We start from the raw sequence: 14,045 nt of genomic DNA, 5'->3' as shown, positions 1-14,045 counted from the left end.
AAAAAGAACGCCGCCGTCAGGGTGGCGTTCCGGGGGCTGCCTGTCTCAGCGGCTCAGGTCGTACCCGGTCACCTTCCCGGCCGGGCTGGGGTTCGTGGCGCTCAGGGGGAAGTTGCGGTTGTAGAGGTTCCAGCCCGCGCTGACGGTCATGGCAGGCGTCACCTCCTCGCCGCTGCCGGGAAGGGTCACGGCGCGAATGTCGCCGCCGAAGGTGCTGTAGATCAGCCACTGTCGGTTGCGGGCGAAGCTCTCGCCGATCTCATAGGTGCCCGTGTTGTTCGCGTCGTTGTAAACGACAACCTGGTAGACGCCCGCCACGGCGGGGGTGTTAGGCAGGTCAAAGCCGAAGTTCCAGGTATCAGTGCCCGCCGACACTACGTTCTGCGCCTGGTTGCCGTCGTTCGTGAGCACGTTCGGGAAGCCCGTGCCTACCAGCGCCAGCCGCAGCCTGGGATTCTCGCCCCAGTCCCCGCCGATGGTGCCGCTGAGGTCGTAGGTGTCGGGAGCCTGAACGCCCCGCGACCCGCAGGCGGCGAGGACGAGGGTCAGGGGCAGCAGGAGAGCGGCGCGGCGCATGGTCTCAGCGTAGGGGCTGAGGCTGACGAACGGGTGAAGGCGCATGAGGGTGGGGCGCGGCCCGGTGACCGCGCCCCACCTTCACCCCCCTTATTTGCCCTGTTGCGCCAGCCGCAGGAAGTACGCGCTGCTCTTGTCGTTCGGGTCGAGCCCGACAGCCTGCCCGTAGGCTTCCGCCGCCCCGGTGTAGTTCTTGCCCTGGTAGCGGGTGCGGCCCAGCCAGGCCCAGGCCTTGGCGTACTGCGGATTCTGGCGGGTGGCATCGAGGAAGCCCGTCTCGGCCCCGGCCTTGTCGCCCGCCGCGTACTTCGCGTAGGCGGCGCGGAACGCCCGCACGGCGCCCAGCCCATACTGCTCGCCCTCCCGCGCCAGCGCGAGGTTGAAGCGGTCGCCCTCGGTGGCGCCGGGCAGGGCGACGGCGCCCTCATAAGCTGCGCGGGCGGCCTGAGCGTTCCCGAGTTCCAGCGCCAGACGGCCCGCCTCCCGCCACGCCTCGGCGAAGTTGGGGGCGGTGCGGGCGGCCTCCTGGAATCCGGCGAGGGCCTGCGTCTTGCGGCCTGCGTCAAGGTCGGCGTAGGCGCGGCTGAAGGCGCGGGTGGCGGCGGGGCCGTACTGGCTGGCCCGCTGCGCCACGCCCTGGAAGTACGTGAGCGTCTTGTCCCCGGGTTTCAATTGCAGGGCACGGGCGTAAAGGGTTTGCGCCTGCGCGTAGTTCCCGGCCTCCAACGCCGTGCGGGCAGCCCAGGTCGCGCAGTCCCCGTTCTGGGCGTCCAGGTCCAGGCAGGTGGCAAAGAAGCGCGCGGCCTGGTCGGGCTGGTTGCGCGTGTACGCCGCGTAGCCCAGGTTGTACTGGGCGGTGGCGGCCTGACGGGCCTCGGCGCTGCCGGGCTGAGCGGGCGCTGCCCGGAAGTAGGCGTTCCACGCGAGTTCCGCCTGCCGCCAGAAGCCGACCTCAGTGTAAATCTGGGCGCGGAGCCTCAGGTACTCGGCGTTGTCCGGGGCCAGCGCCACGGCCTGTTCCGCGGCGGCGGCGGCCTGCTTCCACAGCGTCTGGTCGATGCTCGCGCTGCCCTGCGGGTAGGTGCGGCGGGCCTGCTCGGCCAGGTCGCGGGCCTGGGCAGCGGCCTGCTCGGCGGTCCGTTGGGGCTGGGCATTCTGGGCAGGCGGCTCGGTCGTGGTGGTCGTCTGAGCGGCGGCGGAGCCAGCCAGCAGCGCGGCACTCAGGAGCAGGGCAGGACGGATGGACATATTTTTGACCCTAGGCGGATACGGTGGGGAGGCCGTGAGAGGAAGAATTATGCCCATTCTGAGAATTGTCGTTGGAGTGTGAAGTTTTTCCGCGCGGAGCGGGGCGGAAAGTGGGACGCCTGGCCCGTGGGTCGGGCGGCGGATGGACTGGGATTGCCCGAAGGTGCGCCCATGCTCCCGTCCTATGCCAGGCCTCTGATAAAACGGGAGGATATGGCCGAGGCCCCCCGCATTTACCCCATTCGCCTGTACGGCGACCCTGTGCTGCGCCGCAAGGCGCGGGCCGTGCAGCCCACCGACCTCCTCACCGTCCCCGGCCATGAGCCCCAGACGGTGCGTGAGGTGGCGAACACCATGCTGGAAACGATGTTCGAGGCGCGCGGCGTGGGCCTGGCGGCCCCACAGGTGGGCCTCCCCGTGCGGATGTTCGTCGCCGTCGAGTACGAGGACGACGAGGAGGAGCAGGAGGGCCAGGACGAGCCCCTCAAGTCCCGCGTGCTGCGCGAGTTCGTGATGCTCAACCCGGTCCTCACCGTCATCGACAAGAAGAAGGACCGGTCCTACCAGGAGGGCTGCCTCAGCATCCCCGGCATCTACGAGGAAGGCGTCTCGCGCGCCCGCGCCGTGCAGGTGCGCTACACCGATCTCGACGGGCAGGAGCGCACGCTGGAGGCCGACGACTACCTCGCCCGCGTCTTCCAACATGAGGTGGACCACCTCGACGGCGTGTTCTTCCTCGACCGCCTGCCGCCGCAGGTGACGGAGGACCACCGCAAGGAACTCGCCGCGATGCAGCGCCAGGCCAAGCAATTCCTGCAAGACCTCGCGGTTGCGGAAAAGGCCCGGCAGGAGCGCAAGGGTTGAGTGCCCCCCGCGTCGCCTTTTTCGGCTCGCCCGCTTTCGCGCTGCCCGTGCTGGAGGCGATCCGCGAGAGATTCGAGGTCATCCTCGTCGTCGCGCAGCCGGACAAGCCGGTGGGGCGGGGACTCAGGCTCACGCCGCCCCCCGTCGCCGCCCGCGCCGCTGAACTGGAGTTGCCTCTCGCGCAACCGAAGAAACTTCGGGGCAACGCGCCCTTTGAGGCGAAGTTGCGCGAGAGCGGTGCGGATGTGGCTGTGACCTGCGCCTATGGCAAGATTCTGCCCGCCTCCCTGCTCGCCGTCCCGCCCCACGGCTTTCTGAACACGCACACCAGCCTGTTGCCCGCCTACCGGGGCGCGGCGCCGATCCAGTGGGCCTTAATCCGGGGCGAGGCGGTCACGGGCACGACCATCATGCAGACGGACGTGGGCATGGACACCGGGCCGATCCTGCTGCAAGAGGAATTGCCCATCGCCCCCGAGTGGACGAGCATCGAACTCGCCGACATCCTGAGCGCCCAGGCCGCGCGGCTGATCGTGGAGGCCCTGTCGCGGCTGCCCCACCTGACGCCGATTCCGCAGGACGAGTCCAGGGCGACCCATGCCCCCATGCTCGTGAAGGAGGACGGGTTCGTGCGCTGGACCGACACGGCGCAGGCGGTCGTGAACCGTTACCGGGGCGTAGCGGCCTGGCCGCAGACCACGGCCTTTCTAAACGGCGCCCGGCTCAAGCTCCTCGGCCTGAGCGTGACGGACGGTCAGGGTCAGGCTGGCGAGGTGCTGCGGGTGGGCCCGGAGGGGCTGATCGTCGCCTGCGGTGAGGGCGCCGTACGGGTGGCGACCGTGCAGCCCGAGGCCCGCAAACCCCAACCCGCGCAGGTCTGGGCACAGGGAGCGGGCGTCACCCCGGGCACCCGCTTCGACCTCTGGGAACCGGCCCCCGCCTGAATCCGTACCCGGGGATGTGAACCCCACCTTTCCCTTGACGCTCGAATTCCGGCTCAGCCTCCAAACCGAACTGCGCGTGACCGACGCGAACGGGCAGCTCGTCGCCGTCGTCAAGGAAAAGCTCCTCAGCATTCGTGACGAGGTGCGCGTCTACGCCGACGAGGCGCGGCGGGTGCAGACGCACAGCATCCGGGCGCAGGGGCTGATGGCGGGGGCGCTCGACTGGCGGGCGCGGCGCCTGATCCGCCGCGCGGATGGTTCGGAAGTTGGCGGCCTGCAAGCCCAGGGTCTGCGAACCCTCTGGGGGGCGAGCTACGAACTGCTCGGCCCGGATGGCCGCCTGGAATTCACCATCCGCGACGACCACCCCTGGCTGGGCGTGATCGAGGGCGTGATCGGTGCCGTTCCCTTCATCGGCGACCTGATTGCGGCGGGCTTCGACTACTTTGTGAACCCGACTTACACGGTTACGGATGCCGCAGGCCAGCCTGCCTTCCGGGTCCGCAAACGCCGCAGCGTCTTCTCGCGCCGCTTCGTGATCGAGGAGTTGCGTCCCGTCCGCCCGGAGGAGGCCGAACTCGTCGTGCTGGGGCTGGTGCAACTCGTGCTGCGCGAGCGGGAGCGGGGTTAAGGGCTCGGGTGCCTCTTCCTCCTCAACCTGAGGTTGTCACCCTGAACGGAGTGAACGGTCTCGGGACGCCCTGCGGGAGATGCTTCGCTTCCGGCTGAGCAGGACAGCGTTTCCCTTGCTCCCTTCCGAAGCCCGCCTACCCCTTCCCCGGCTTGTCCCCGAAGCTCGGCACGTTGTTCCCGTAGATCGCGTGCGCGTCGCACCGTTCGCGCAGAACGCACACCGGGCATTTCGGGCGAGTCCAGATGCAGACCCTCTGCCCGTGCCGCAGCAGGTTGACGTGGAACTCGTACAGGTAGGGTGGGTCGGGCGGCAGCAATTTAAGCAGCGCGCGGTGCGCCGCCTGCTCGCCCATGCGCGGAATCGTGCCGACGCGGGTGTTGACCCGGTGAACGTGGGTATCCACCGGGAAGACCGGACGGGCGAAGTTGAACAGTAGCACCAGCGAGGCGGTCTTGAGGCCCACGCCTGGCAGATTAGTCAGCCACTTCATCGCCTCCCCAACGGGGATTTCCGCTAGGAAGTCGAGGTCGTACCCGCCCCGCTGCTCGCGGATGGCGCGCAGGGTAGCCTGGATGCGCGGCGCCTTGCTCTCCGGGTAGTTGCTGCGCCGGATCGCGTGCGCCACCGCCTCGGTCGGCGCCTCGATGATCGCGTCCCAGTCACCCAGCGTCAGGAGTTCCTGGTAGGCGGCCTCCTCGTCGGCGTGGGTCGTGCGCTGGGAGAGGATGGTGCTGATCAGCTCGTGCATCGCCTCGCGGCGGGCGTAGATGGGCCGCTCGCCGTACTCGGCCCGCAGCCGGTCGAACATCCAACGCACAAGTTCGGCCCGCTCCGCCTCCGGGCGGGTCGAGTTCAGGGGACGCTCCCCCTCGGGAAGCCTGAACAGCGGCTCAGTCACGGCCCGGGGTGGCGCTGTCCTCCACCTCGTCGCGGTCTCCCTCGGCGCTGTCCTTGTCGGCGGGGTCGATGTCCGGGTCCTTGCCCCGGTCCTGCTCGGGAATGGCGCGGCTCTGCCCCTCGGCGGGCGAGGTGTTGGCGGGGTCGTAGCCCTTTTTCAAATCGTCGTTGGTCATACCGCCACAATGCCCACTCCAAATCGTCGTCCGGGCGAGACGGGCGTGAAGGGATATTTACGAGGCCGGACCCGGCAATGGGGGGCACGTGGGCAGCCGGAAGCCCTGTTGTCCTACAACAGAATTAGGAGATGAAGCAAGAACCCCTTTCCTAAGGAGTATGCCCTGTCAGCGCTGTCCGGAAGCAACTAGAGTCTTGAATGTCACGGCGGAAGTATTATGTTTTTGACGTAAAACGTGCTACAATAGCCCCATGAAGAATGCTCCCGTGACCCTGGAATTCGGCGCCCAGCGCCTGCCCGCCAGTGCGGACGGGCTGCTGCACGCGCCCACCGCCCTCTCGACTCTCGGCGTGGCGATGCCCGAGGACTGGGCCGCTTTCGCCCGCAAACACGACCTGCAAAGCCCCGAGCGCGATTTCGGCATCGGGCCGGAGGCGACCCTCGACGCGGCCGAGTTCACCCGGCTGGCCTTCACGCTGCATACGCCGGAGGCCCGGCGCTGGCGCAAGCGTGCTCAGACGCTGCTCGCCCGCGCCCTGACGGGGGACGTGCGCCTGGCCGCACAGATCGCCGAGCGCAACGCCGACCCCGAGGCGCGGCGCTGGCTGGCCGCCCGGTTGGAAAGCACCGACGCCCGCCGCACCCTGATGAGCACCGTGGCCCGCCACGGCGGCGAGGGGCGGGTGTATGGTCAGCTCGGCTCCATCAGCAACCGCAGCGTGCTGGGCACCGACTCGGCCACCATTCGCCGCGAGCGCGGGGTGCGCCAGACCCGCGACGGCCTGCGGAGCGAGGAACTGCTGCGCCTGGCCTACCTCGACACCGCCACCGCCCGCGCCATCGCCGAGCGTGGCGCCCAGGGCAACGCCGCCATCCTCAGGCTCCACGAGGAGGTCGCTCAGCGCGAGCGGCACCTGTGGGAGAGCCAGGCCCGGGCGGGGTGAGGAGGTCGCGGGAAGAGGGGGCATCCCAGCTGCGGAGCCCCTCTGCCCGGCGCCCGGCGCCGACCCTCCCCCGCCAGGGGCGAGGGTGAGCCCGTCCTCGGAGATGACCCCAGTTGCTCCCGCTCGCTCCTTAACAATTCGCCCCCTGACCCCCTCCGCCTCCGGGTGGCGGGGGTCCTTGTTTGCCCCTGTGCATCTCATCCGCCCTCGCTAGAATGCCGCCCGTGCCCATCACGCTGATCCGCTACGTGCTGCGCGAGGTGCTGCGCTGGTACGCGGCGGGCGTGGCGCTCTTCCTGATCCTGCAACTCACCGACGCCCTGAGCACCACGGTGGGCTTCCTGCTGAGCTACGACGCCACGCTGCTCCAGGCCGCCAAGGCGTTTCTGGCGTTGTCCCCCACCTTCCTCAACCGGTCGTTGGTGCTGGCGGTGCCCTTCGCGGTGCTGCTCACCTTCGGTCGGCTTCAGGGGGACAGCGAACTCAAGGCGATGTTCGCCGGGGGGGTGCCGCCCCTGCGGCTGGTGTGGCCGCTGGCCGTGCCGTTCGTCCTGATCGGGCTGGTCGCCTTTGTCAACGCCGGATACGTGGCGCCCGGTGCGCCCGCCCGCTGGAATCAGGCCTGGTACGGGATCTTCAGGACGACGCCCCCCCCGCCCGCGCGGGACAACTACACCTATGCCCCGCCCGGCGCCCTGTACTACGCGGGCCGGGTGAGCAATGACCGGGGCGGGGCCGTGGCACGGCTCGACGGGGTGTTGATCGAGCGCGGCGGCGAGACGATCACGGCACAGTCGGGCACCTGGGACACGGGGAAGAAGACCTGGACCGTGCGCAACGCCTGGGTGACCCGCCCGGGCCAGGACCCCCGGCAGGTGACGGCCCCGCTGGTCTTTCCCCAGACCGACACCCTGCGGCCCCCACCGCCGCCCGCCGAGCAGGTCAGCACGCCCGAGTTGCAAGCGCGGCTGGCGAGCGAGCTGGGCACCCCTCAGGAGCAGCGGCAGGACACCTTCGAGCTGACCCGGCGCTATGTAGACCCCCTCACGCCCGTCGTGTTCGCCTTTGCAGCGGGAGCGCTCGGGCTGCTGCTGAGGAGCCGCGCGGCGGGCTTTGCGGCCACGGTGGTCTTTCTGGTGTCCTTTTACGTCCTGTGGATCAGCATGCCTCAGCTCGCTCGGGCAGGGGCGATGGCACCTGCGCTCGCCGCCTGGCTGCCCAACCTCGTGTTCCTGCTCGTCGCGGGCCTGCTCGCCTGGAGGCTGCGGTGAGGGTGGTGGCGAACCGGCCCTCTCCCCGGGTGCGTTCTGACGCTGGAATGAGGATGAAACGCTTCGAGCGGTACGTCCTCACCGAGATTCTGCCGCCGCTGGTGGGCGCGCTGGGGATCGTGATCGTGCTGTTCCTGCTGGCGCTGCTGGAGGCGGTCATTGCGCCGCTCCTCGCCAAGGGCGCCAATCCCCTGCTCGTCGCCCGGCTGGTCGCCCTCAACGTGCCCGAGGCGCTGACCCAAGCGCTTCCCATCGCGTTGATGTTCGCCGCGCTGCTCGCCCTCTCGCGCCTGGCCGCCGACTCCGAGATCAAGGCGGCGCTGGCGAGCGGGGTGCCCGCCTCGCGGCTCTTCCGGCCGGTGCTGCTCCTTGCCGCAGGGGTGGCCCTCACGTCCTTCGCCCTGAATGAATTGCTCGTCACCCGCGCCAAGGTGCAGGTGCAGGGGGTGCAGCGCGAGATCGTGCTCGACAACCCACGCGTGATCGGGCTGGGGGAGCAGCAGGGCGGGCAGGGCCTGGTGCTGCGCGACGCCCTGAACCGGGCGATCAGCGTGGGGCAGGCGCTTCCCGGTGGGGAGCTGCGCGACCTGCGGATCGTGACCATGCAGGCGGGCCTGCCCCCGCGCGAGGTCATCACTGCCCGCCGGGGCCGCCTGAGGCCCGGCAGCAATGTGCTGGAGCTGGAGGACGGGCGGCGCGTCACCTTTCAGGACGCCCGGCCCGTCACCGTCCTGACCTTCCAACGCGGCACCCTTCCCGTGCAGGACGTGCAGGCGAGCTTCGACGGTGGGGACGCGGCCCTGAAACCCATCTACCTGCCGCTGCGCGACCTGCTGGCCAAGACAAACGTCTACCGCCAGCAGCACGTGCGCTCGCCCGGCGACTTCACCGCCCTGCACCGCAAGTTCGCCGAGCCGCTCGCCGCGCTCGCCCTGGCCTTTTTCGTGGTCAGCCTCGCGGTGTTCGCCTTCCGCAGCGGGCAGAACCTGGGGCTGGTGTGGGCGCTCCTCCTGAGCTTCGCGTACTACGCCACCTGGAGCGTCTTCAAGGTGATGGGCGAGAACGGCGCCCTGCCTCCCGTCCTGGCCGCCTATGGGCCGGACCTGATTGCCGTGCTGGCTGGGCTCGGACTGCTGTGGTGGGCGGGAAGACGGTAGTGTACGAATTGTAAGAAATTGTACAGATGGCTGGCGACGCTGGTCCTGGGTAGAGCTTAAGCTGGACCATGTCTGCCTCTTCCCGGCAAGGTCGGTCAGGCTCCGCTCGTCCCGTGACCACGGGGGCCGTCTGGGCCGCTGGACTCACCGCCGCCGCCCTGGCCGCCCAGCAGGTCCGGCGACCGCCCACCCCCACCGAACTGCGCGCGGCGGCACTGGACGTGCTGGACGCCGCCCTCCCCCAGCGGCGGACCTTTGACGTGCAGCTCTGGGACGGGACGGTTCTGCCCGCCACGGTGCAGCCCGCCTCGGCACGGCTGGTGCTGAACAGCGAGCACTCGCTGGGCCGGATGCTGGGCTTTCCCCTCGACCTCTCGGTGGGCGAGGCCTACCTGCGCGGCGACTTCGAGATCGAGGGGGACATCAGCGAGGTTGCCGGGCTCACCACCGCCTTCGACACGCCACTCACCCCGGCACGGGTCGCGCGCCTCCTGCGCGACGTGCAGAGGCTCCGCAGCCAGGCGGGACCCGCGCCGCGCCCGGTTCAGGCCCGGTTGGACGGCACGCCGCACAGCCGCGAGCGCGACCAGCAGGCGATCACGTACCACTACGACCTCTCCAACGACTTCTACAGGTTGTGGCTGGACCGGCGCATGGTGTACTCCTGCGGCTACTTCCCGGCGGGGACCGAGACCTTGGATCAGGCGCAGACGGCCAAGCTCGAACACATCTGCCGCAAGCTGCGCCTGAAGCCCGGCGAGCGGCTGCTCGACATTGGCTGTGGCTGGGGTGGCCTGGCGATCTACGCCGCGGGACAGTACGGGGTGGAGGTGCTGGGCGTGACCCTCTCGGAGGCGCAGCTCCGCGAGGGCCGCGCCCGGGTGGAGGCGGCGGGGCTGGGTCACCTCGTGCGGCTGGAATTGCGCGACTACCGCGACGTGGTGGCCCAGGAGCCGGGGCGTTTCGACAAGATCACCAGCGTCGGCATGGCCGAGCACGTGGGCCGGGCCAACATGCCCACCTATTTTCACGAGGCCTACAAGGCCCTGAGGCCCGGCGGCCTGATGATGAATCACGCCATCGGGGCGAGCGTGCAGCCGCCCAAATTCCCGAAGTGGGTGCAGGCGCTCACGGCGGGCGGCTTCGTGCAGAAGTACGTGTTCCCCGATGGCGAACTGCTGCCCCTGTGGGAAACCCTCCGGGACGCCGAGGGTGCAGGGTTCGAGGTGCGGGACGTGGAGAACCTGCGCGAACACTACGCCCGGACGCTGCTGTGCTGGTCGGACAACCTGGAGGCCCACGGGGAGAAGGCCCGCGCCCTGGTCGGCGAGGAGCGCTTCCGGCTGTGGCGCCTGTATATCGCCGCCTGCGTGAACGGTTTCCGGGGCGGCCAGCTCGACCTCTACCAGAGCCTCCTCGCCAAGCCCGACGAGGAGGGCCGGGTGGAGTTGCCGCCGAGCCGGGCGGATGTGTACCGCTGAGGGTAGAGTTTCCCGTCAGCCTGCGGCTGCTGGTGCCCCCGGCTGCGCCTGCGTTGCCTGAATCGCCGTCAGCGCGATCGTGTACACGATGTCGTCCACCAGCGCCCCGCGCGAGAGGTCGTTCACCGGCTTCCGCAGCCCCTGGAGCATCGGCCCGATGGCAACCACGCCCGCCGCACGCTGCACGGCCTTATAAGTCGTGTTGCCGGTGTTCAGGTCGGGGAAGATGAAGACGGTGGCTCGGCCCGCGACCGGGCTGCCCGGCGCCTTCTGGAGGCCCACGCTGAGGACCGAGGCGGCGTCGTATTGCAGCGGCCCGTCCACCGGGAGGTCGGGGCGGCGCTCGCGCACGAGCCCGGTGGCGACCCGCACCTTCTCCACGTCCTCGCCCGCGCCGCTCTCGCCCGTCGAGTAGCTCAGCATGGCGATCCGGGGCGGGATGCCGAAGGCCCTCGCACTGTCCGCCGACTGGATGGCGATGTCGGCGAGTTCCTTGGCGTTGGGGTTGGGGTTGATCGCCGCGTCGCCGTACACGACGACCTGCTCGGGCAGCAGCATGAAGAAGATGGAGGAGACGAGCCCCACGCCCGGAGCGGTCTTGATGAGTTGCAGGGCGGGCCGGACGGTGTTCGCCGTGGTGTGGACGGCCCCTGAGACCAACCCGTCCACCTCGCCCAGCGCGAGCATCATGGTGCCCAGCACGACGGTGTCCTCCAGTTGAGCCTCGGCCTGCGGGGCCGTCAGGCCCTTGCTCTTGCGAAGTTCGACCATCGGCGCGACGTAGTTTGCCCGCACGCCGTCGGGGTCGATGATCTCCAGCCCGTCGGGGAGGGTAAGGCCCTGCCCCTCGGCCACCTGGCGCACCCGGTCCGGTTTGGCGAGAAGGACTGGACGCGCGATGCCCTTCTCGATGCAGCGGACGGCGGCCCTGACCGTGCGGGGCTCGTCGCCCTCGGGAAGGACGATGCGCTTGTTCGCGGCGCGAGCCTTCTGAATCAGCTCGTAACGGAAGGCGCTGGGGGGCAGGCGGCGCTCGCCCTCGGGCTGGGGAGTGCGGAGCCGCGCTCCCAGGGGGAAGGTGTCCAGCCGGTCGGCGATGAAGTCGAGGATGCGCTCCATCCGCTCCAGGTCGTCGTGGGGCACCCGGGGGTCCATCCGCGAGAGGGCCGAGGCGGTGTTGTAGGAGTTCGTCGCCACCCGCAGCACGGGCAGTGAACTCGTCAGCGCGGCGCGGCACAGCTTCTCGATGGTGTCCTCGGGGGCGCTGCCGGAGGTGAAGAGCAGCCCCGCCAGCGGAACGCCGCTGAGGTGCGAGAGGGCCGCCGCCATCACCACGTCCTCGCGGTCGCCGGGCGTCACGACGAGGGCGCCGGAGGCCAGGAGGTCCGCCATCTTGGGCACGCTGCGGGCGGTGACGACGGTACTCGTCACCCGGCGCAGGGTCGCCTCGCCCTCGTTCAGCACCTCGGCGCCCAGGTGCCGGGCCACGTCGAGGGTGCGTGGCGCCGTCAGGGCCGGGGATTGCGCGATCACGCCCAGCAGGGGGAGTTCACCCCTCGCCAGAGTGCGGCTGTGGGCGCGCAGATCGGCCATCAGCCCGCCGAAGTCCAGCTCGCGCGGGGCGAAGTTCAGCACGTACCCGGCCAGTCCCGAGTCGTCCGAGCGGCGGTAGGCCTGGGCGGCGATGTCCAGCTCGTCGGCCAGGGCGGCGGGCGTCACCCCGGCGAGGCTGGAGACGAGGACCACGTCCGCCTCCAGGTTGCGCGCGAGGCTGGCGTTCAGCGCCCCCGCGTACACGTTGCGCTCGTTCAGCGCGAGGCCCTCGGCCACGAGCACGTCCGCGCCGCCCGTGATCCCGGCCGCCGCCTCCCGTGCCAGGGCGACCACGCCCTCCATCAGGTCCTCCTCCTGCCCCAGGCTGAGCTGCTCCTCGGCTTGCGCGAGGGGAATGGGGTCGGGCGTGACCGCATGTGCGAGCGTGCGCGCGAAATGCACCGAGTCGTCCGGCGCCGTCTCGTGCGTCTGCGCGATGGGCTTGAGAAAGGCCACCTTGAGGCCCTGCCTCTCTAAGGCACGGGTCAGGCCCAGCGCGGTGCTGCTCAGGCCCACACCGTTGCGGGTGGGCGCGACGAAGAGGGTTTTCATGCCTGCACTCCTTCCAGCACCCGCGCCGTCTCGCGGGCGATCATGAGTTCCTCGTTCGTGTTCACCACCAGGGCGGGGACGCTGTCAGCGGTGGTGATAACGCCTCCCTGGCCGCGCACCGCCCGCGCGTTCGTCGCCTCGTCCACCTTGAATCCGAGGAGTCCGAGCCGGGCAAGGGTCACTCCCCGCACCGTGGCGCTGTTCTCGCCGATGCCGCCTGTGAAGACCAGGCCGTCCAGGCGGCCCAGCGGGGCGACCATGCCAGCGATGGTTTTGGCGAGACGGTACACGAAAATCTCCACGGCAAGCCGGGCGCCCTCGTGTCCACGACTGGCGGCCTCCTCCAACTCGCGCATGTCGTTCGTCAGGCCCGACAAGCCCAGCAGCCCGCTCTCCTTGTTCAGCGCCGCCGTGATCTGGGTCAGGCTCAGCCCCGCCTGCCGGGCAAGATAGTCGTGCAGGCCGGGGTCCACGTCGCCGCTGCGGGTGCCCATGACGACCCCCTCCAGCGGGGTGAGGCCCATGCTGGTGTCCACGCTGCGCCCGCCCTGCACGGCGGTGACGCTGCACCCGTTCCCCAGGTGCGCCGTGATGAGGTTCAGCTCGGAAAGGTCCCGCCCCAGCATCCATGCCGCCTCGCCCGCCACGTAGGCGTGGCTGGTGCCGTGGAAGCCGTAGCGCCGGACGCCGTGCTGCATGTACCACTCGGTCGGCACGGCGTAGCGGTAGGCGACCTCGGGCATGGTCTGGTGAAAAGCCGTGTCGAAAACGGCGACGTGCGGCAGCCCCGGAAACGCCTCCTGCGCCGCCTCAATACCCGCGAGGTTGGCGGGGTTGTGCAGCGGCGCGAGGGGCACGCAGGCGCGGATGGCGTCTAGCACTTCCGGCGTGATGAGGGCCGGGGCACTGAAGCGCTCGCCCCCGTGGACGACCCGGTGCCCGACGGCGCTGACCTCATTTCGCAGCCCCAAGCCGTCGAGTTCGCCCAGCAAGACCCCGAATGCCTCCGGGTGGCTGCCGCCCGGGAGCGGCACGTTCACCCGCTCGCCCCCCCGGTCCACCCGCACCGAGGCGAGGTCCGATCCCAGCCGCTCGGCCAGGCCCGAGAGGGGAACCTCACCCGAATCGGGGCTCAGCAGCGCGAATTTCAGGCTGCTCGACCCGCAGTTCACCACCAGCGTCCACATGGGTGCATTGTGGCCCAGGCGAGTGGGGGAGAACGCCCCGGCTTCAGAAAGGGTTCAGCGCACCCGCTCCACCCGCCGCACTTCGGGGTCGTTCTCCACATGCTCCAGCCGCAGGATGGGCGCCGCCGGATAGTCCCGGTACAGCCCCTCGCCCCACTCGATCACCGTGAGGCGGCTGCCCGCGACGAGGTCCTCTAGGTCCATCTCATACAGTTCCCGCGGGTCGCGCACCCGGTAAGCGTCCACGTGAAGCACCCGGCCCGCCGGGGTGGGGTAGGCGTGCATCAGGGCGTAGGTGGGGCTGGTGACCGCGTCCGTGAAGTCCAGCGCCCCCACCAGCCCCCCCATCAGCGTGGTCTTGCCCGCCCCGAGTTCGCCCTCCAGAAACAGAACCGCGCCCGGCGGCAGGGCGTGGGCCACTGCGGCGCCGAGCGCGCGTTGCTCGTCCGCGCCCCGCAGCAGGCACGTCTCGCCGGGGAGGAGGGGCAGGTCGGGGCGGGGAGGAACCGTCACGCCCGC

Annotated in this window: 14 protein-coding genes; 7 read left to right on the top strand and 7 right to left on the bottom strand. The window is 70.0% G+C overall.

Annotated features, from left to right (window positions below):
- Positions 1 to 45: 45 nt before the first annotated feature.
- Complete coding sequence (locus F784_RS0116975) at positions 46 to 576, bottom strand: hypothetical protein (RefSeq protein ID WP_026332544.1); 531 nt, start codon at positions 574 to 576, stop codon at positions 46 to 48.
- Positions 577 to 666: 90 nt separating this feature from the next.
- Complete coding sequence (locus tag F784_RS0116970; protein WP_019587924.1) at positions 667 to 1,824, bottom strand: tetratricopeptide repeat protein; 1,158 nt, start codon at positions 1,822 to 1,824, stop codon at positions 667 to 669.
- 213 nt (positions 1,825 to 2,037) lie between these two features.
- On the opposite strand from F784_RS0116970, the gene def reads away from it, so the two are divergent.
- Genes def through F784_RS0116955 form a run of 3 tightly spaced genes read left to right on the top strand, consistent with a single transcriptional unit; the run spans position 2,038 to position 4,263 of the window.
- On the top strand, positions 2,038 to 2,688 hold the full coding sequence (gene def / locus F784_RS0116965) for a peptide deformylase (protein ID WP_019587923.1): 651 nt from the start codon (positions 2,038 to 2,040) through the stop codon (positions 2,686 to 2,688).
- Positions 2,685 to 3,632: a methionyl-tRNA formyltransferase gene (fmt, locus tag F784_RS0116960; protein WP_019587922.1), complete on the top strand. Its 948-nt coding sequence runs from the start codon at positions 2,685 to 2,687 to the stop codon at positions 3,630 to 3,632. The genes def and fmt overlap by 4 nt, the downstream gene beginning before the upstream one ends.
- Before the next feature lie 16 nt (positions 3,633 to 3,648).
- Positions 3,649 to 4,263 (top strand): LURP-one-related/scramblase family protein, encoded by a 615-nt coding sequence (locus tag F784_RS0116955; RefSeq protein WP_019587921.1) that lies wholly within the window; start codon positions 3,649 to 3,651, stop codon positions 4,261 to 4,263.
- 136 nt (positions 4,264 to 4,399) lie between these two features.
- Here F784_RS0116955 and F784_RS0116950 read toward each other — a convergent pair whose 3' ends face one another.
- Both F784_RS0116950 and F784_RS0116945 read right to left on the bottom strand, forming a co-directional pair.
- On the bottom strand, positions 4,400 to 5,164 hold the full coding sequence (locus tag F784_RS0116950) for a monofunctional DNA glycosylase (RefSeq protein WP_019587920.1): 765 nt from the start codon (positions 5,162 to 5,164) through the stop codon (positions 4,400 to 4,402).
- Positions 5,157 to 5,339, bottom strand: a complete 183-nt coding sequence (locus F784_RS0116945; protein WP_019587919.1) for a hypothetical protein — start codon at positions 5,337 to 5,339, stop codon at positions 5,157 to 5,159. The genes F784_RS0116950 and F784_RS0116945 overlap by 8 nt, the downstream gene beginning before the upstream one ends.
- Before the next feature lie 253 nt (positions 5,340 to 5,592).
- On the opposite strand from F784_RS0116945, the gene ddrC reads away from it, so the two are divergent.
- The 4 genes from ddrC (at position 5,593) to F784_RS0116925 (ending at position 10,194) form a co-directional block, all read left to right on the top strand.
- On the top strand, positions 5,593 to 6,285 hold the full coding sequence (gene ddrC / locus F784_RS0116940; RefSeq protein ID WP_026332543.1) for a DNA damage response protein DdrC: 693 nt from the start codon (positions 5,593 to 5,595) through the stop codon (positions 6,283 to 6,285).
- Between the two features lie 215 nt (positions 6,286 to 6,500).
- Positions 6,501 to 7,556 (top strand): LptF/LptG family permease, encoded by a 1,056-nt coding sequence (locus F784_RS0116935; RefSeq protein WP_026332542.1) that lies wholly within the window; start codon positions 6,501 to 6,503, stop codon positions 7,554 to 7,556.
- A 53-nt stretch (positions 7,557 to 7,609) separates the two neighbouring features.
- Entirely contained in the window at positions 7,610 to 8,713 is a 1,104-nt protein-coding gene (locus F784_RS0116930; protein WP_019587916.1) for an LptF/LptG family permease, read from the top strand.
- 113 nt (positions 8,714 to 8,826) lie between these two features.
- Positions 8,827 to 10,194, top strand: coding sequence for an SAM-dependent methyltransferase (locus tag F784_RS0116925; protein WP_019587915.1), 1,368 nt, complete (start codon positions 8,827 to 8,829; stop codon positions 10,192 to 10,194).
- 15 nt (positions 10,195 to 10,209) lie between these two features.
- On the opposite strand, the gene pta is transcribed toward F784_RS0116925, so the two are convergent.
- The 3 genes from pta to tsaE are packed head-to-tail and all read right to left on the bottom strand — an operon-like array spanning position 10,210 to position 14,039.
- A complete protein-coding gene (gene pta, locus F784_RS0116920; RefSeq protein ID WP_019587914.1) occupies positions 10,210 to 12,339 on the bottom strand; it encodes a phosphate acetyltransferase in 2,130 nt (709 codons plus the stop codon).
- A complete protein-coding gene (locus tag F784_RS0116915; RefSeq protein WP_019587913.1) occupies positions 12,336 to 13,526 on the bottom strand; it encodes an acetate kinase in 1,191 nt (396 codons plus the stop codon). The genes pta and F784_RS0116915 overlap by 4 nt, the downstream gene beginning before the upstream one ends.
- A gap of 54 nt (positions 13,527 to 13,580) precedes the next feature.
- Positions 13,581 to 14,039 carry a tRNA (adenosine(37)-N6)-threonylcarbamoyltransferase complex ATPase subunit type 1 TsaE gene (gene tsaE, locus F784_RS0116910; RefSeq protein WP_019587912.1) on the bottom strand — a complete coding sequence of 153 codons (459 nt, stop codon included), beginning with the start codon at positions 14,037 to 14,039 and terminating at the stop codon, positions 13,581 to 13,583.
- Positions 14,040 to 14,045: the final 6 nt, after the last annotated feature.

Origin of the sequence: Deinococcus apachensis DSM 19763 (assembly GCF_000381345.1) — a bacterium.
Taxonomy (GTDB): Bacteria; Deinococcota; Deinococci; order Deinococcales; family Deinococcaceae; genus Deinococcus; species Deinococcus apachensis.
This window is presented reverse-complemented; position numbering and strand designations above follow the sequence as displayed.

Excerpts from the sequence above, each read along its gene's own strand:
- F784_RS0116975 (WP_026332544.1), bottom strand. The coding sequence starts at position 576 with ATGCGCCGCGCCGCTCTCCTGCTGCCCCTGACCCTCGTCCTCGCCGCC.
- F784_RS0116970 (WP_019587924.1), bottom strand. The coding sequence starts at position 1,824 with ATGTCCATCCGTCCTGCCCTGCTCCTGAGTGCCGCGCTGCTGGCTGGC.
- def (WP_019587923.1), top strand. The coding sequence starts at position 2,038 with ATGGCCGAGGCCCCCCGCATTTACCCCATTCGCCTGTACGGCGACCCT.
- F784_RS0116945 (WP_019587919.1), bottom strand. The coding sequence starts at position 5,339 with ATGACCAACGACGATTTGAAAAAGGGCTACGACCCCGCCAACACCTCG.
- ddrC (WP_026332543.1), top strand. The coding sequence starts at position 5,593 with ATGAAGAATGCTCCCGTGACCCTGGAATTCGGCGCCCAGCGCCTGCCC.
- F784_RS0116935 (WP_026332542.1), top strand. The coding sequence starts at position 6,501 with ATGCCGCCCGTGCCCATCACGCTGATCCGCTACGTGCTGCGCGAGGTG.
- F784_RS0116930 (WP_019587916.1), top strand. The coding sequence starts at position 7,610 with ATGAAACGCTTCGAGCGGTACGTCCTCACCGAGATTCTGCCGCCGCTG.
- pta (WP_019587914.1), bottom strand. The coding sequence starts at position 12,339 with ATGAAAACCCTCTTCGTCGCGCCCACCCGCAACGGTGTGGGCCTGAGC.
- F784_RS0116915 (WP_019587913.1), bottom strand. The coding sequence starts at position 13,526 with ATGTGGACGCTGGTGGTGAACTGCGGGTCGAGCAGCCTGAAATTCGCG.